14 protein-coding genes are annotated in these 18,450 nt (G+C 40.0%); 4 read left to right on the forward strand and 10 right to left on the reverse strand.

What is annotated here, in order from left to right:
• The first annotated feature begins 52 nt into the window (after window positions 1-52).
• A complete protein-coding gene (locus CYAN7822_RS15010) occupies window positions 53-1,780 on the forward strand; it encodes a succinate dehydrogenase/fumarate reductase flavoprotein subunit (protein WP_013323119.1) in 1,728 nt (575 codons plus the stop codon).
• A 207-nt stretch (window positions 1,781-1,987) separates the two neighbouring features.
• Window positions 1,988-4,663, forward strand: a complete 2,676-nt coding sequence (locus CYAN7822_RS15015; protein WP_013323120.1) for a CHAT domain-containing protein — start codon at window positions 1,988-1,990, stop codon at window positions 4,661-4,663.
• 132 nt (window positions 4,664-4,795) lie between these two features.
• Here CYAN7822_RS15015 and CYAN7822_RS15020 read toward each other — a convergent pair whose 3' ends face one another.
• Entirely contained in the window at window positions 4,796-5,011 is a 216-nt protein-coding gene (locus CYAN7822_RS15020) for a hypothetical protein (protein ID WP_013323121.1), read from the reverse strand.
• A gap of 154 nt (window positions 5,012-5,165) precedes the next feature.
• On the opposite strand from CYAN7822_RS15020, the gene CYAN7822_RS15025 reads away from it, so the two are divergent.
• Together CYAN7822_RS15025 and CYAN7822_RS15030 are read left to right on the forward strand one after the other, a co-directional pair.
• Entirely contained in the window at window positions 5,166-5,534 is a 369-nt protein-coding gene (locus CYAN7822_RS15025; protein ID WP_013323122.1) for a Lin0512 family protein, read from the forward strand.
• Between the two features lie 478 nt (window positions 5,535-6,012).
• Window positions 6,013-8,001 (forward strand): M48 family metalloprotease, encoded by a 1,989-nt coding sequence (locus CYAN7822_RS15030; RefSeq protein ID WP_013323123.1) that lies wholly within the window; start codon window positions 6,013-6,015, stop codon window positions 7,999-8,001.
• A gap of 5 nt (window positions 8,002-8,006) precedes the next feature.
• Here CYAN7822_RS15030 and CYAN7822_RS15035 read toward each other — a convergent pair whose 3' ends face one another.
• From CYAN7822_RS15035 to CYAN7822_RS15075, 9 genes are all read right to left on the reverse strand, one after another.
• A complete protein-coding gene (locus CYAN7822_RS15035; RefSeq protein ID WP_013323124.1) occupies window positions 8,007-9,386 on the reverse strand; it encodes a diguanylate cyclase domain-containing protein in 1,380 nt (459 codons plus the stop codon).
• Between the two features lie 95 nt (window positions 9,387-9,481).
• Complete coding sequence (locus CYAN7822_RS15040) at window positions 9,482-10,081, reverse strand: DUF4340 domain-containing protein (protein WP_013323125.1); 600 nt, start codon at window positions 10,079-10,081, stop codon at window positions 9,482-9,484.
• 73 nt (window positions 10,082-10,154) lie between these two features.
• Entirely contained in the window at window positions 10,155-12,395 is a 2,241-nt protein-coding gene (locus CYAN7822_RS15045; RefSeq protein WP_013323126.1) for a Gldg family protein, read from the reverse strand.
• A 5-nt stretch (window positions 12,396-12,400) separates the two neighbouring features.
• Window positions 12,401-13,183 (reverse strand): ABC transporter permease, encoded by a 783-nt coding sequence (locus CYAN7822_RS15050; protein ID WP_013323127.1) that lies wholly within the window; start codon window positions 13,181-13,183, stop codon window positions 12,401-12,403.
• 12 nt (window positions 13,184-13,195) lie between these two features.
• Complete coding sequence (locus CYAN7822_RS15055) at window positions 13,196-14,146, reverse strand: ABC transporter ATP-binding protein (protein WP_013323128.1); 951 nt, start codon at window positions 14,144-14,146, stop codon at window positions 13,196-13,198.
• A gap of 149 nt (window positions 14,147-14,295) precedes the next feature.
• The gene (locus CYAN7822_RS15060; RefSeq protein WP_013323129.1) at window positions 14,296-16,557 is read right to left on the reverse strand and encodes a BRCT domain-containing protein; all 2,262 of its coding nucleotides are present in this window, start codon (window positions 16,555-16,557) and stop codon (window positions 14,296-14,298) included.
• A 306-nt stretch (window positions 16,558-16,863) separates the two neighbouring features.
• Window positions 16,864-17,331 carry an SRPBCC family protein gene (locus CYAN7822_RS15065; RefSeq protein ID WP_013323130.1) on the reverse strand — a complete coding sequence of 156 codons (468 nt, stop codon included), beginning with the start codon at window positions 17,329-17,331 and terminating at the stop codon, window positions 16,864-16,866.
• Window positions 17,332-17,355: 24 nt separating this feature from the next.
• Window positions 17,356-17,916 (reverse strand): ComEA family DNA-binding protein, encoded by a 561-nt coding sequence (locus tag CYAN7822_RS15070; protein ID WP_013323131.1) that lies wholly within the window; start codon window positions 17,914-17,916, stop codon window positions 17,356-17,358.
• Complete coding sequence (locus CYAN7822_RS15075) at window positions 17,913-18,311, reverse strand: SHOCT domain-containing protein (RefSeq protein WP_013323132.1); 399 nt, start codon at window positions 18,309-18,311, stop codon at window positions 17,913-17,915. The genes CYAN7822_RS15070 and CYAN7822_RS15075 overlap by 4 nt, the downstream gene beginning before the upstream one ends.
• Window positions 18,312-18,450 lie beyond the last annotated feature (139 nt).

Consider the following 18,450-nt stretch of genomic DNA (forward strand, 5'->3'; position numbering starts at 1 on the left):
TCCGTTGCGTCACCATATATAAAAGAAGCCCTTATCCTGACTGAAATATAAAATGCTACAACATGATGTCGTTATAATTGGCGGTGGTTTAGCGGGATGTCGCGCCGCCTTAGAAATTAAACGCCTTACCCCTAATATTGATGTTGCTGTTATTGCCAAAACTCACCCGATTCGTTCTCACTCAGTCGCCGCACAGGGAGGAATCGCCGCCACTCTACAAAACGTAGACCCGGAAGACTCTTGGGAAGCACACGCCTTCGATACCGTAAAAGGATCAGACTACTTAGCGGATCAAGATGCGGTGGAATATCTCACCAAAGAAGCACCCGAGGTCATCATTGACTTAGAACACATGGGAGTTCTTTTCTCCCGTCTCGAAGATGGAAAAATAGCGCAACGCGCCTTTGGGGGACATTCCCATAAACGCACCTGTTACGCCGCCGATAAAACCGGCCATGCGATGCTACACGAATTGGTCAATAATTTACGCCGTCACGAGGTAAATATCTATGATGAGTGGTATGTGATGCAATTGATCCTCGAAGAAGGAGAAGCAAAAGGTGTCGTGATGTACCGCATCAGAGACGGACAACTGGAAATTATTCGCGCTAAAGTGGTGATGTTTGCTACAGGGGGATATGGTCGCGTCTTCAATACCACCTCTAATGATTATGCTTCTACTGGGGATGGGTTAGCCATGTCCGCTTTGGCCGGCGTTCCCCTAGAAGATATGGAGTTTGTGCAATTTCATCCCACTGGGTTATATCCGGTAGGAGTTTTGATCTCCGAAGCGGTGCGCGGCGAGGGTGCTTACCTGCGAAACAGTAACGGAGAACGATTTATGGAGCATTACGCGCCTAAACAGATGGAACTTGCCCCCCGAGATATCACTTCTCGCGCCATTTCTTTAGAAATTCGTGCCGGACGGGGTATTCATGCGGATGGAACTGCCGGCGGTCCTTTTGTTCATCTGGACCTCCGCCACATGGGGAAAGAAAAGATCATGAGTCGGGTTCCTTTTTGTTGGGAAGAAGCGCATCGACTCGTAGGAGTAGACGCAGTCAATGAACCGATGCCGGTACGCCCAACCGTTCATTATTGTATGGGAGGAATTCCAGTCAATACCGATGGACAGGTCCGGCGCAGTGCAGATAGTTTGGTCGAAGGATTCTTTGCGGCTGGTGAATGCGCCTGTGTGTCAGTGCATGGTGCTAACCGTTTAGGGAGTAATTCGCTGTTAGAATGTGTAGTTTATGGACGACGCACCGGCAGAAGTATTTCCCAATATGTCCAAAAGCGAAATTTTCCGGAGTTTGATGCTCAAAAATATCTTAATAAAGCTCAAGAACGTATCCAAAATTTATTGGCGCAAAAGGGAACCATTCGCATCGCCAAATTACGCCAAGATTTTCAAGACTGCATGAGCGAACATTGTGGAGTTTTCCGCACAGAAGAAGTGATGACCCAAGGAATAGCTAAGTTACAGGAATTAAAGCAACTCTATTCCCAAATTTTTATCGATGATCAGGAGAGTTGTTGGAATACAGAGTTAATTGAGGCGATGGAATTGCAGAGTATTATGGTGGTCGGAGAGTTGATTTTAACTTCTGCCTTAAATCGCAAGGAAAGTCGCGGCGCTCATTCAAGAGAAGATTATCCTTCTCGAGATGATGGCAATTTCTTACAACATACTTTGGCTTATTATTCACCATCAGGGATTGATATTAATTATATGCCTGTGGTAATTACCATGTTTGAGCCGAAGGAAAGGAAGTATTAAAGGTTTAGCAAATTTATTACAGGCTTTCAGCCTTAAGCTACAAGGAACTTCGCCCGCCTACGCGGGCTATATAATATAAGAAATAGTTGACTTTTAGATATTTAGATAACACCCCTCAGCCTTAAAATAAATAACTTTTATGCAAAACTCGTCCCTGATAGGTCATAATGAGCAATGGCTAAGAAATTAGCTTTTTAATCTACCTCTATGTTCCATCGTTTTGTTTCCCTAGCCATCTTAGTATTGATTGGCTTTTTAGCCAGCCTAACTTTATCATTTGCCAGTCTTTCTCCCACCATAGCCTACACTCCTATTGTTGCGCCAATTGCTCAAAACACCATTGATCCTGCTCAATTAGAACAACAGGGCCAAGAATTTTTTCAACAGGGTAAAATTGAAGAAGCCATCGAGATTTGGCAACAAGCCGCTCTCACTTACCGAAATCAGAAAAAATGGCTCAATTTAGCCAGTATTTTAAGTCAACTTGCCTTAACCTATCAGCAGGTAGGATTATCCACTCAAGCACAACAGGCCATTACAGAAAGTCTCTCAGTTCTCCCACCTCCTTCCTCTTCTAAAGAAAATCTACGAGTTTACGGACAAATTCTCAATAATAGAGGACTGCTAGAATTTGCTAAAGGAGAGGATCAAACCGCCTTTGACTACTGGGAACAAGCTGAAACCGCCTATAAAACTCTTCAAGACCCTACCGGGATTTTACGCGCTCAACTCAATCAATCTTTAGCTTTACAAAGCTTAGGTTTATATCCCCGGGCCTGTGATTTGCTCATCCAAGCTTTAGCCTTATCTCCTTTTAGTTGCCAAAATCGCAAAATAGAAACTACACAACAGGAAATACAAAACCAAGAAATTCTTCAACAAAAACTCGCGGCTTTGTCGCCAAAACTTGATGAAATGCAAGTAATAGGATGGCGCAGACTGGCTAATATTTTACGGGTAAATGGTAGAATCAAAGAAGCTCAAAGCATTTTAGAATCAATTTTGTCGCGGCTAACATCCCCAGAAGACCAAGCGGGTATCCTGTTAAGTTTAGGTAAACTAGAACAAACTCAAAAAAATTTAGACAAGGCCTTAAATTTTTATCAACAATCCACTGAAAAAGCCTTAAGCGTAAGAACAAAAATTCAAAGTCAACTCGCGCTCTTAGGAGTCTTAGTATTAACTGAACAATGGAAAACTGCCGCCGCTCTCGTTCCTAGCATAGAAACCACTTTCCATCTATTACCGACTAATCACACTGATCTTTACGCTCAGATCAATTTTCTCAATAATCTAATTATCCTCAAAGAAGCTGAGATAAACTCAAATTTATCCCTCAATCTCCCTTCTTGGTCAGCAATAGCTGAGTTAGTGGGTCAGGTGATTCAAAAAGCGAGAAACTTAGGAGATAAACGCACAGAAAGTTACGGCTTAGGAACGTTAGGAAAAATTTATCAACACACTCAACAATGGTCAACCGCTCAGAACTTAACCGAACAAGCTCTCATCATTGCTCAGTCCATTAATGCTCCAGAAATTACCTATCGTTGGCAGTGGCAATTAGGTAGACTTTATCGAGCGCAAAATCAACAACAAGCCGCTATTAATACTTATGAGAATGCGGTGAAGACCCTAGAATTAATTAAAAATGATTTAGTAGCCAATAGCCAAGAAATTCAATATAGTTTTCAAGAAGAAGTCGAACCGGTCTATCGAGAATTAGTGGATCTATTGTTACAACCTAACCAGCAAGGAATCATTCCTCAAGAGAACTTATCTAGAGCTAGAGATGTAATTGAATTATTAAGAATAGCTGAATTAGATAATTTCTTTCAACAATCCTGTATAGTGAGTAATCCCAAAAAAATTGATGATATAGATCCCCAAGCCGCCGTCGTCTATACGATTATCTTACCCACTCGTCTGGCTATAATTCTCAGTCTTCCTAAACAACCTCTACGTTACTATGCTAGTTGGGTGAAAGCACAAGAATTAGAAAGAGTTATTGCTCTATTTCGTTATAATCTAGTTATTCGAAGTCAACGCGAATTTTTCACGGTCGGACAACAGCTTTATCAGTGGATAATCCAACCAATAGAAGCTGATTTAGAAGCATCCGGTGTGAAAACTCTGGTATTTGTTTCGGGTTCTGCGCTACAAAATATTCCTATCAGTGCTTTATATGATGGTGCAAATCAACAATATTTGATCCAGAAAAATTACAATATTGCTATTACCTCTGGATTACAGCTTTTAAATCCTCTGCCTTTGAAAGAGACAAAACTATTCACTTTAGCGGGCGGCTTAACTCAAGCAAAAATTGGCTTTCCTCCTTTACGTTTTGTCGCGCAAGAGTTAGAGCAAATTAAGACTTATGTTCCTAGTAGAATTCTTCTTAATCAAGAGTTTACCGTAAAAGATTTAAACCAAAATCTAGAAAATAATAATTTTTCTATTCTACATTTAGCGACTCATGGCCAATTTAGTTCACGCTTTGAAGACACTTTTATTTTAACTTGGAATGAAAGACTTAATATTCTTCAGTTGGAAAGTCTTTTACAACAAAAAACCCATATAGGACAAGCAGCGATCGAACTTCTGGTTTTAAGTGCCTGTGAGACCGCATCAGGAGATAAACGAGCGGCTTTAGGGTTAGCTGGTATGGCAGTGCGTTCAGGCGCTAGAAGCACTTTAGCTACGCTATGGTCAGTTAATGACGAAGCTACAGCCGAATTTATGCAGCAATTTTATCAAAAATTGTCTTCTAAAACCCTCAATAAAGCCGGGGCTTTCAAACAAGCTCAATTAAATTTACTAGAAAATCCGCGTTACCAACATCCTTTTTATTGGGCCCCTTATGTCTTACTCGGGAATTGGCTTTAATTTTAGCCATTCGTTATTAGTCATGAGTCATTAGTTATTAGTCATAGGTTATAGGTTATTCGTGATCAATTTTTTGTTGATTGAGTCTAGTTCACTGATGACTGATGACTAATGACTGATGACTAATGAGCATTAATAACTATCTTCTCCATCAACCGTTTTAAACATCAGCAATTGATTGATCTGACAAAGACGATCCGCGATCGCTTTTCTCAGTTGCAACGCAATGCTTGGTGTGGCTAAAATATCCTGTGCCCGTTCTCGATAAACAGCACCGGTCACAGAATCCACTTGCTCAATCTTATCTAGATCAGCATATACTTGCTCGACAGAACTAGCACTGGGCATAACAATTGCCTTCCTTAATCGCTTCTGCTTTTATTGTAAGCGGTCTAGATCGATGGTTTCTATCAAGATAGATAAAGCAACTTATTATTATTTAACATAAATTTATCTAACTTGATAAAATGGTCTTGTCCTCATTTCTACACAGAGCAAGCTTGTGGTACAAAAACGTTTAATTATTGAGATGGGAATGGGCATAGACCAACATGGCCAAGACCCAACCGTTGCTGCCGCTAGAGCGGTACGAAATGCCATCGCTCATAATGCTTTGCCTGGTGTTTGGGAAGTGGCCGGACTAAGTCATCCTGATCAAATGATTGTACAGGTACAAGTGGCTGTTCCCTATGCTGAACAAGTCCGAAAAGACGAGGTTTTAGCGGTTTTACCTTTTGGGAAAAAAAGCCTTACCGTCTCAGACGGAGGAATGATTGTTCAAGGGCGGGCCATCCCAGAACTGAAGGATAAAAATGATGAAATGTTAATTGCTAATGCGGCTGTGACTGTTTTGATTGAAACAGAAGCTTAAGCTCACATCTTGCAGCAGTTCGATATCCACGCTTTCTTGGGGAATGGGGAATGGGGAATGGGTAAAGGATAAAATAGCCTTTGTCCCTTCCCCTTTAACCTTTCCCCGATTTGACAAGGTTTTAAATAAATTGGTGCAAGATCTCAGTTAAGGGAACAGGCAAGAGAAAATCGGCAATAGGGGGCAAGAACCTTGAATCTTGTCCTCCTAATTCCCAAGTTTTTTAAAAATTGTTAAGCGACGCGATAAAAATAGGTTCAAGTAATGAGTCTACTATTGGACTCGAAAAAAAGCATTTTATGAGAAAATTTTGCTTCTAAAATGGGCATACTGAAAACAGAATGCTAGTAGATCCCGCCATTACAAGGCTTAAGTTTGTTCACTGATTCATAAACTTGCATTTACCGAGTGAGTATACCTAGAGACAATCAAAAACCGTTGTAGAAACCAATTATTTTTAACCGTCGGAGGCAAATAAATGTTACTTCAAGATGGATTAACGGCACTGAGAGAACAACGCTACTCACAAGCCGTTGAATTACTAGAAGAATTCTGTACACAAGCCGCTAATGCTAACGATCCCACCTTAAGCCAAGGGCAAATGGCACTGATCAAAGCTTATTACAGCAATGGACAAACCGACAAAGCGATAGCCCTAGCTGAAGAATTAACCCATCACCTTGATTCCCAAGTGAGTCAATGGGCGCAAGAATTTCTCAAGGGATTAACCCCTAAAAACAATCCACAAGCTAATCCCAAAAAAATAGCTCAAAAAGCCGGTAGAGCCGCTCAGACAGGCATAAAACTAACGATGAAAGGCTTTGCGGGCGGTCTTGCCCTTGCTTCTACCGTTACCATCTCCTTACTGTTTGGGATGCTGTTTGTCACCAGTCTAAGCTTAATATTTATTTTAGAAAGTAACGATCCTGCACTGGGATTAATTATTTCCATCACTTTAACCATTGTTTTTAGTCTAGTCTCTTTTTTCCTCTCTCCTGTGATCATGGACTGGGTTCAAGCAGGACTCTATGGTACCCGTTGGGTATCTTTAACAGAATTACGTCACTACAGTAAAGAAAGTGCAGAAGTTATTGAGCGAGTTTGCCAAGAAAAAAATCTCAAACAACCTCGTTTAGGGATTATTGATGACCAAAATCCTACCGCTTTTACCTATGGTTCGTTACCCAATAATGCCCGTTTAGTAGTCAGTGAGGGATTATTTACCTACCTCGATGATGATGAAGCCGCCACCGTATATGCTCATGAATTAGGGCATATTGTTCATTGGGATTTTGCCGTGATGACGGTTGCTTCGACTCTGGTACAAATTACTTATTTAATTTATGTGTTTTTAAATCGCATCAGCCGGGGAGGCGGTCACAACAAAATTAAATCGGCGGCAGGACAAGCGGCTTTAGCGGCTTATATCTTTTATCTGATTGGAACTTACCTTATTCTTTACTTATCCCGTACTCGGGAATATTATGCCGATCACTTTGCGGCAGAAACCACAGGAAATCCTAATGGATTATCTCGCGCTTTAGTAAAAATTGCTTATGGCATCGTCGAAGAAGGAAAACGCACAGCACAACCGAGTCAACTGATTCAAGGAACTCGGGCCCTAGGAATTGCCGACCCTAAAGCGGCATCTTCTACAGGAACCGCTTATCGCATTGCCTCTAATCCTCGTGAAGTGGGACAAGTATTTTTATGGGATATGTTCAACCCTTGGGGATGGTGGATGGAATTAAATTCAACTCACCCCTTAACCGGCAAACGAATTCGCGCTTTAACCACCTATGCCGAACACCTGGGACTAGAGACCGAATTTGATATGGCTTTAGTGGTTAGAGAAGGACGACGTTTAAATAAAACTAAACTTTATGGAACTTTCTTTCTAGATGTGATACTGCTTAATGCTCCTTGGCTTGGGGTAATCATTGGTTTTATTCTGGGGGCAATTTTGGCTCCTCCTACCGGAATGTATGCTTTATTAATTACTTTCCCTTTGTGGGGATTTGGCATCGGAATGATCGCACAAACTTTGATTATGTATCCGAATTTTGGGCAAGCTCCCCAAACCGATATTTTAACTCTCATGAGAGACCCTTATGCCAGTCCTTTAAGAGGCAAACCTGTGCGTCTCGAATGCGAATTAATCGGTCGAGGTGATGCAGGATATCGCTTTGGTTCGGAGTTAAAACTCCAGGATTCTACAGGGATGATTTTTGCCCGTTATGCTTCTCGTTTAGGCCCCATTGGTAACTTTTTATTTGGTTGGAAACAAGTCGATCAACTGATAGGATTACAAGTCAAAACGGTGGGGTGGTTTCACAGAGGTTTAGTGCCTTGCTTGGATTTAATTCGCTTAAAAAACTCTTATACCACTGTTAATAGTTATCATCGTTTCTGGCGTTTTCTGTTAGCCGCTATGGCGGGAGTGCTAGGATTGCTGCTATTAGGTTAAAAAATTTACCTAGATTCTCTAAATTCGTGAACTGAATAAAATTTATAGGTATTTTTGCCGCTCTGTTTAGCATGATACATCGCATGATCGGCATTTCTGAGCAATTGATTTAAATTAGTACCATTACCAGGAGCAACTGCAACCCCAATACTCACGCCGATGTGCATTTGTTTGTTGTGCAACTGGATGGGGCGGCTAATTATCTGAATAATTTCTTGTGCGACTCTTTCTGCACCTTGTATATGATTCACATCTTGCAGCAATACGACAAATTCATCGCCTCCAATGCGAGCAACCGCATCAGTCTGTCGCACACACATTTTAAGACGTTTGGCAACCTCAATTAATACCTGATCGCCCATATCATGTCCCATTGTATCGTTAATGAGTTTAAAGCCATCTAGGTCTAAATAAAGCACCACAGCATAATTTTGATAACGTTTTGCTCGTGCTAAAGCGGCTGTAATTTTATCGGTTAATAATATTCTATTATCAAGACCCGTCAAAGAATCATATAAAGCCATTTGCTCAAGATGTTGTTTAGCTTGAATTAGCTGAGAAATTGAGGCAGCCAACACTAACCCTACCACCGCAGCTACATTAACAAATAACCAGAGAAGAACCAAGGTTTTGAGCGGTGAACTGGCGACAAATGGCCCAGTATCATGAACCAAACCCAATAACGCCATGATAGAAACCAGTAATAAGGCCGTAGCCGCACCTTTTGAACCAAAACGTAAAGGAGCTAAAACTAGAAAGGGATAAATAATAAAAGCCGGCAACAAGTCTTGCTCTTTAATTAACCATCCGTTAAAGACAATTCCCGAGATCAACAACAATAATAAAAAGAAAATAAACGCCTCTATTTTTTGCTTATACGTCCATTTAATAGGAGATATCCAAGTTAAACACACAGGAGTAATTACCAATACTCCCAGAGCATCCCCCATGCAAAATTGGAACCAGAATAATGATAATTGATTGGGGGGAATAACGCCGCCTAAAAATAAACTCGGCACGTCAATTAAGGAGCTAATTACCGGACTAATTATTGCTCCTCGTACAATTAAACTAAAGACATCTTCAATACGATCGAGGTTGTTGTGAAAATTTCCTTTTTTAGTCAGGTAAGCTCCCACTATAGCTCCTAAAGATGAGCCTGTAGCCATACCTAACACCGATAACAGGGGAATGGGAAGGTTAAAATTGGCTATCAATACTCCTAAAAAAATCCCAGGCCAAAGACGATAACCAAAGATTAAAATAGCCGCCAAGGCAATGCCGGCAGGTAACCAAATCAGCGTGACGCTACCCCCCACTAAAGAGAAAATTTGCCCGAGTTTAGCGGTGACAGCATAGAGTATTGCTAAAGCGATTATTCGCACAAAATCTAGCCCCTCGTAGAATTTTTTTGATTTTAAAATTCAAAAAGGTTTAAATTTATTTTAATAAAATTTTTCTGCCTTGACCTCAAAAAATGTTATTGACTAGAAGATTGAGGAGATGGTTGATCAGTTTCTTTTTCTTGAGGTTGTTTCCATTCTGCCAAATCTCGTTCTACAGCATATTGAAACTCTTTAGGAATTAAGACAACTTCTACTTCTTTGGCATTTTCAGGCGGATCAATTTGACCATAAATATACAAATTTTCTAAGTTCGGATTACCTAATACGAGTTTATGAGTTTCCTGATTGGCTAATTGAACGGTAATCGTCGCTAAAGGGGGGTTTAATCCATAATCTTTGAGTTGTTGCATGGGGACAGTGATGGTGCGATCTCGTGGTCTTTCGACTAATAAGTCTAACAAAAAAGAGACAGCCGCATCACTTGCATTAGTATCTTCGGGTTGCTTCATGCGCCAAACTTGAGTATTATCCTTAGTTCGTTCAAATTTTAGAGTTTTTCCGCCCTTTTCAACCGTTAAAGTTTGAACATCCTCTTCCTTAAAGGTATAAATTTGTTTTTGCTTTTCTTGAACTTCTTGCTGATGGGGTTTGCCAACAATTTCATAAAAGGATACCCCTGCACCTAAAAGAACGGCAACAGTTAACAATCCCAAAGTGGTTTTTTGTAATTTCATCGGTTTATAAGCGGCGCTTCACGGCTAACTAATCACTAATAATTAAGCGAAAATTTGGGTATTTACCCTTTTTTTACCTTTTTTTCCACCAGGTAATTGCGGCTAGGAGAAAACCGAGCAAGGGAAACACGATAATCGATAGCCAAAAAATTGAACCCGCTTGCAATTTAGAAAGCACAATCCGGCGGTTTTGAGGTTCTCTAGGACGAATAGATAAAGGTTGTTCATTCCCATTAGCTAACCATTGAACAGAATTTAGAAAAATATCTCCATTTAATTGTTGATCAAATAACCCATTGGTAGCAAAAGAGGAGTTACCAATCACTACCATTTTGGCTTCTATAGGTTTGTCTGAAGGTACTCTATTAGTGTTTGTAGGAGAAGGAGAAACCGCCGCAGAAGGTGACGGAGAAACTACCGCAGAAGGTGACGGAGAAACTACCGCAGAAGGTGACGGAGAAACTCCCGCAGAAGGTGACGGAGAAACTCCCGCAGAAGGCGACGGAGAAACTACCGCAGAAGGTGAGGGAGAAACAGAGGGAGAAGGAGAGGGTTTTTGCTCTTGTTTGTTGGTTTGAGGGGTTACAGAAGGAGAAGCGCTTTGAGAACTTGCTGAGGGTGAGACATAGATTTCTTGATCGGGATTGATGAAATTAGAGGGAGGAGACGAGGTAGGAGAGGGACTTTGAGGAGTTTGAACATCGGGTAAAGGGGTTTCCTTTGTCTGTTGTTGATTTTGTTTGGTTTGTTGTTTTTTCTGGGAACTTTCGGAAGGAGAGGGTTTAGCCGCTTGTGTTGGGGCCTCGGGTTGTGCGGCAATTTCATAAGGGAAAGAGATAACGCCTGCTAATTCTTTTTGTGGAGAGTTAGGCGAAGGAGTCACCTTTGTGGATTGTTTTTGTGGAGAATTCGGCGAAGGTGTAACGCCTGTGGTTGGCGATTTTTCTTGCTCAAGGGGGGTAGTAGAAGGCGAAGGAGTGGTTTGAGGGAAGGGTTGTTTTTCGCTCTCAGAGGGGGATGAAGAGTTAGCATCGGGTTTTGTAGGAGATGAGGAAGAGAAAGTCCGAGTGAGTGCCACCCCTAAGTCAAACGGCCCCGGAATATCTTTAGTTTTATCAAAAGCAATGTTATCAGCAGTGAGGTCGCTTTCGGCCCACATTTGGTTATTGGTGACTAATAGCGCCACAGCATTGACTCCTTTAGTTTGTAATGTGTCAATCGCTCGTGCTAAAGGATAAAAAGACATTTGGTTTTTAAAATCTTTGGTAATGGGATGATTCCCATAAGTGGTAATGATAGGCGTAGCAGGACCTAACCCCACTGACTCTCCTGCACCGGAACCATCAATAACGATACGCTCATCAAGTGCGACTCCCCATTGTTTTAACAAAGGAGTTAACCCTGCATTAACTGTAGGATCGAGTAAAATAAACAGATTGCCGCCATTAGCCGTATAGTTTTCTAAGGCTTCTACTTCTTGTTTAAATAAATCCCGTTTAGGTCCTGCAATGACAATGACATCTGCATCTTTGGGAATTCCCGAACTTTGAGCTAGATTAAGGGGTTCGACTTGATAGCCTTTTTCTCTCAAACTGGTTACGGCCTGAGATATTCCTCCTTCAGCCGCATCTAAGGAGTGTTCGCCGTGTCCTTGAAGAAAATAAACGGTTCTAATGCGATCACTTAAGATTTTTTCGATTCCATTGGTGAGTTTAATTTCTGAAAGAGGTTCTCTGGTGCCAAAGGTGATTAAAGTTTGTATTTGCTGTTTTTTATCTTTATACTGAAGATAAACATCTCCTAAAGCTTTAGCGCCTATTTTTCTAACTAATCCTGGATTTTGATCCGGATTAACATATTCATATTGAAAGTTAGGGCTATAACGACGATAATTTTCTAAAAGTTCTTTATCATTTGGGCTAGGGTCATTATCAAATAACCAAATTTTGACGGGTTCTTTTAGATTTTTAACAATTTCTTGGGATTGAGGAGAGAGAGTAAAAAGTTGATTTTCAGTTAAATCTATTTTGGTCGAGTAGCGAACCGCTAAAAAGTTAATAATTCCTAAAATGGCGATAACGGATAAAGTAGAAATGATGGCATTTGTCCCTACTTGAGTGGAACGTTTTGCCCAAAATCCTTGGGCTGAAATTAAGAGCCATACTATCCAAATAATGAGAAGAATTCCTCCTCCAATCATTAAGCCGGTGGCTAAATTTAATAATGTGGTAATAGTTAATCTGACTGTGATACCGGCAGTGATGAGAATTAATCCAGGTATAAATAAATATTTTAAGAGTTTTTTGGCTGTCATTTTGCTTAAGAACGCTGAAATCTTAACGCTTCTATAGATTGTGCTGTTAGAAAAATTCCGAGGATAATATAACTGACAAATAAAACTATACTACTGGTGTTAAATATTCCTCTCACTAAATCATTAAAATTATTAAACAAAGAAAAATGAGACAAAACTTGTCCAAACACGCCGCCGGCTTTTTCGGCTACGGCATCAATAATCCAGAGAAAAACGGACAAAATAAAGGTTAAAATATAGGACAAAATTACACTATCTGTTAAAGAAGAAATGAACATTCCTAATGATAGAATCGAAGCGGCTAGTAAAACTAAGGCTCCATGAGCGACTAAAATTCCTGGCAGTTGAACCGGGGGGTTAGAAGCACTAAAAGCGATGGCTTCGTAAATAACTAGGGGAATTAATAAGACCGTAAAAAATGTACTGACTCCTAAAAGTTTTCCTACAGCGACTCCCCAGTTAGTCAGGGGAGAAGTGGCCAAAAGTTCTAAGGTTCCTCGCTTGCGTTCTTCGGCATACAGTCCCATAGAAAGAGCGGGTAATAGAACTAATAACAGAGAAGCCACTACGCCTAAAAAAGCATTTAGAAAGGTATCAGCTACATCAACCGGTGCTGTCATTCCCTGTTGTTCTGCACTGGCAATACTCTGAATGATATTGTCAAGAATTAAACTGAGGAATACTCCGGAAATTAACCAAAAAAAAGCGGCTATTAGATAAGATAAGGGAGAAAAAAAATAACTTTGTAATTCTTTGCGGTAAATAGCAATTATATTCGCAATAATCATTGTTTTTACGGCTCACTCATTCGGGGCTTCTTCTGTAATCAATTCAATAAAGACATCTTCTAGTGTAGGACGGATGCGCCGCATTTCATATAATCCAAGTCCTTGAGTGACAATTAAATTAGCAAGGTCTTGTCCTAATTCTAAGTCTGATTCAGTGGTAATGTGAATGAGATAGCGATTACTATTTAGGCTATGATCCGCCACTTCTACCTTCAAAATACCCGCAATTGTCGGTAATATTGGCTCAATTAAAGTTATATCGCCTGCTACATCTAGTTCATAACCCCCATTACCCGTTAGTTGAGACATAAGATTATCTGGGGTATCAGTCACGATTACTTTACCTTTGTTAATAATGATGACGCGATCACAGGTCATACTCACTTCAGGCAAAATATGAGTAGACAGGATAACGGTATGTTCTCCGGCTAAACTTTTAATTAAATCACGAACTTCTGTAATTTGTTTAGGGTCTAGTCCTACTGTCGGTTCATCCAAGATAATCACCGGCGGATTGTGAACGATGGCGTGAGCGATCCCTACCCGTTGTTTATATCCTTTCGAGAGTTTGCGGATGATCACTTTGCGCTTTTCGGTTAATTGACAGCGTTTAATGGCCCAATCTACTCGAGTTTTGCGCTCACCAGCCGCAACGCCTTTAATGCGAGCGACAAAATCCAAAAATGCCTCTACTGTCATCTCGGGATACAGGGGGGGATTTTCCGGTAAATACCCTATACTCCGTCTCACTTGCATGGACTGTTCATGGACATCATAACCGGCGATGCGTGCTGTTCCGGTGGTAGCGGGTATATATCCGGATAAAATTCGCATGGTGGTGGTTTTTCCTGCGCCGTTGGGGCCGAGAAATCCGACAATTTCACCGGCTTGAACCGAGAAATCTACATCTTGTATTGCTGCTGTTGAGCCGTAGATTTTGCTGAGGTGTTCAACTTCTATCATCTTGGTTACTCGAGAAAGCTTACTCGCTTACTGTTTATTTATTATTACCTAAGTCGATCTCAATAGGCTAAGGTGAAGCAGATAGCTAAGTAAGACTTAAGTCCCTCTACCACCAGCAAGGTTTCAAGCCTCCTTATCTAAGTTTTTTCTTAAATAGATATGCCGGAATTTTTCAATAACTCTATAAACTGTAATTCTGAAAGGGTAGCCGCGCGATTTTTTTGAGCTTTTTTCGCTTTTGTACCAGGGGCTTTACCCACTAAAATATAGTCAGTTTTAGAACTCGGTGAACTGGTTAGCTGTCCTCCTGCTTCTTGAATAATAGATTTCACTTGATCTCGGTTTAATTTGGATAAGGTTCCCACAATCACAAATTTTTTCCCTTTTAATAGATTTTGGGGCGGAGTGGCTTTTTTATCTTCTATTTCTTGGGTATCTTCAGCGACAGGTTGAGCTAATTTTTCTGGCTCTGATTTGTTTTCCTCTTCGGTTTTTGAATCTGTAACGGTTTCTGCTTCAGTTGCTTCGATTGGTGATGGTAACTCTTCTTTTTCTTGAGTTAATTCTTGAGCTTGTGTTTCTGGTGAAGGAGTTTGTATTTTAGCCGCTTCTAGTTGTTGATTTAAATGTTCTTTTTCGTTGCTCAGTTGTTGGATTGATTGTTGAACTTCGGCCAGTTGGGATTGTAAATCTTTTTTTTCGCTGGTTAATTGTTGAGCTTGTGTTTCTTGTGCTGAAACTTGGGCTAAAGCTTGTTCTAGTTGTTGATTTAAATGGGCTTTTTCGTTGCTCAGTTGTTGGAGTGATTGTTGAACTTCAGCCAGTTGGGATTGTAAATCTTGTTTTTCGCTGGTTAATTGTTGAGCTTGTGTTTCTTGTGCCGAAACTTGGGCTAAAGCTTGTTCTAGTTGTTGGTTTAAATGTTCTTTTTCGCCGGTTAGTTGTTGGAGTGATTGTTGTATTTCGCCCAGTTGCGATTGTAAATCTTTTTTTTCGCTGGTTAATTGTTGAGCTTGTGTTTCTTGTGCTGAAACTTGGGCTAAAGCTTGTTCTAGTTGTTGATTTAAATGTTCTTTTTCGTTGCTCAGTTGTTGGAGTGATTGTTGAACTTCAGCCAGTTGCGATTGTAAATCTTGTTTTTCGCTGGTTAATTGTTGAGCTTGTGTTTCTTGTGCTGAAACTTGGGCTAAAGCTTGTTCTAGTTGTTGGTTTAAATGTTCTTTTTCGCCGGTTAGTTGTTGGAGTGATTGTTGTATTTCGCCCAGTTGCGATTGTAAATCTTGTTTTTCGCTGGTTAATTCTTGAGCTTGTGTTTCTTGTGCTGAAACTTGGGCTAAAGCTTGTTCTAGTTGTTGGTTTAAATGTTCTTTTTCGTTGCTCAGTTGTTGGATTGATTGTTGAACTTCGGCCAGTTGCGATTGTAAATCTTGTTTTTCGCTGGTTAATTGTTGAGCTTGTGTTTCTTGTGCTGAAACTTGGGCTAAAGCTTGTTCTAGTTGTTGATTTAAATGTTCTTTTTCGTTGCTCAGTTGTTGGAGTGATTGTTGAACTTCGGCCAGTTGCGATTGTAAATCTTGTTTTTCGCTGGTTAATTCTTGAGCTTGTGTTTCTTGTGTTGAAACTTGGGCTAAAGCTTGTTCTAGTTGTTGGTTTAAATGTTCTTTTTCGCCGGTTAGTTGTTGGAGTGATTGTTGTATTTCGCCGAGTTGTGATTGTAAATCTTGTTTTTGGAGGGTTAATTGTTGAGCTTGTGTTTCTTGTGTTGAAACTTGGGCTAAAGCTTGTTCTAGTTGTTGGTTTAAATGTTCTTTTTCGCCGGTTAGTTGTTGGAGTGATTGTTGTATTTCGCCGAGTTGTGATTGTAAATCTTGTTTTTGGAGGGTTAATTGTTGAGTTTGGCTTTGTTCTGAATAAAGTTGTGCTTGAGCGTTTTGGAGTTGTTGAAGCGAGTCTTGTTTTTCTGCGGTGAGTTTTTGCAGTTGGGTTTTAACCTGAGATATTTCTTGCTCTGACTGGTTGAGTCGTTGGTGTAAATCTTGTTTTTCGCGGTCAAACTGTTGCAATTGAGTTGTCAGTAATGAAACTTGGCTTTTTTCCTCTTGTAAATTTTGTGCAAGAGCATTTTTTGCCTGTTCTTGGGAGGTAGCCGCTTGCTGTGCTTCCTTTAGATTCGCTACTAACTGCTCAATTTTAGCTTCTAGTTGCGTTTTTTCTTCAGTTAGAGATTGATTAGTTTCATCAGCCTCAGTTAGCCGCTTTTGTAACGAATCCTTATCTTCTGCTAATTTTTGCTGTAAAGTCAGCATTTCTTGTTTTAGTTTACTTTTACTGCTATTAAGTTGTAAATAGCTAAATGTTCCTACCACAATCACGCTAAAACCGATTATTTCATAAATGAGTTCTGATGTCATATCACTTCTCCTTACAGGCCCTTTTCTGGTCTATTTATTTGTAGAGATTTATTTAAAGTAGCATTGTCTGAGGACAACTGACTTATTTTTTTAGTTATATCAGACTAAAACCCCTAAAAAGAGCCGATAGTATCAAATCTTAATAGTTAAACAAAAGTCTTTCTCAATTATAATTTAATGCCTTCTCTGCTTTTTTAGGACACTGAAGATATTTTCACTTCATTTAACTCAGGTTTTTATTGATTTTTATTATCAAAAAATTTATAAGATTACTAATAAAAATTATTATATTGTTCATAAATTACTTTAATTATATTGATAATTAGCTAACTTTTCACATTCTTGTTTAGTCACAAGATGACGATAGTGAAACATATCTTGTAAACGAGAATTGACCCACCAGCCTAACAGCAACTCAGCCAATAATCCCCCGGGAAGTTCATAAGTAATATAATCGGTCAGTCGCGTTTGACCATTTTGAGAAGAAAATTGATGGCGATGTATCCACGATTCCATCGGGCCTTGAATTTGCTGATCAGTAAAAAGCTGATAGGGTTCGCAGGCAATATGACGCGCGATCCAAGTCACGGGAATAAGACCGAGAAAAATCCTAAATTCAGTAATTGCGCCTACTTTTAATCCTCCTTCTCTTCGAACAATTTGCACCGGTTGCCAAGGAGGCGTTAGCAATTTTAAAATATCTTTTCTTTCGTGAAAATTCCAAACGATGTCCACTGGTGCATTAATTAAACTGGAATATTCAAATTTCAACATAAATTTATTTTAACTTTATTTTACTTAAAATATTAAATAGTGCATGACTTGAGCAATAAATTCACCGCTTAGGTTAAGGCGCTGCTGAAAGTCAACTAAATTTTGATAATTGCCATTTTGTTGACGCTCACTCAGGATTTTTGCGGCTAATGTAGGAACTAAAAAAGGAATTTGTTCAAGTTGTTTTAAAGTAGCTGTATTGGGATTAACCCGTTGAGGAGCCAAAAGACTCTCAGGGTCATAGTAACAAAAATCGAGAATCGGTTCTAGGGGTTTGAGTCGTCGGGTAGGAACGCTAATGGCTGCGGCTACATCTTCAATAGAGAGGAACGCAACCCCCTGGGCGACAAGTTGTACTAAAATCCGAGCTTGATTGATGGAAATTCCGGGTAATTTTAGCCAATCATCGACACTAGCTTGATTAACATCTATTTTAAGTCCTAATTGGGCAGCAATGGCAATTTCTTCTAGCGACTGAAAACGATAGTATGGATCATTTTTGATTTTTTGGCGAATTGCCTGATGATGTGGGTTGAGTTTTTGGGTAAACTCTCTAGCATTAGATAACCATTGGAAGCGGATCATTCTAATAATTGGCGGCGTTTTTGTTCAAATTCATATTCTGATAGTAATCCATCGGCTCGTAATTGATCTAACTCCCGCAAAGCCGAGGCGATCGCACTAACGCGAGAGGGATCGATTGTGGCAGAATTAACCGAGGTAAAAGCCGAATTCTCCTGAAAACGGCTCTCAAATTGCTGAGAATCTTGCACCAAATACCAAACCGCATCAATAGCAGAGGCAATTCTCGGGATAGGAGTATTCCACAATAACAGGTAAATAATTCCCCACAAGGGTTGTCCTAAATAAAACTTATGGATACCAGCAATCGGAATAGGCAAAGCGAGTATACTTCCTAATAAAGCTAGGAAAACGGCTATTTTACGGTTTTTAGGTAACTTAAATAAATCCCAAAACATTATGCTTCGATGTCAAGCGGCTCTTAATTAGAGTATTTTTATATTCTCACTTTAACCTTTTTGACCAAGGAGCGATCCTGGGAGTTCCTTGTTACGGAAATCCGTATTTCCCTTAAACTTTAGGCTCCTTTACAATAGG

Source organism: Gloeothece verrucosa PCC 7822 (assembly GCF_000147335.1).
In the GTDB taxonomy this organism is placed as follows: Bacteria; Cyanobacteriota; Cyanobacteriia; order Cyanobacteriales; family Microcystaceae; genus Gloeothece; species Gloeothece verrucosa.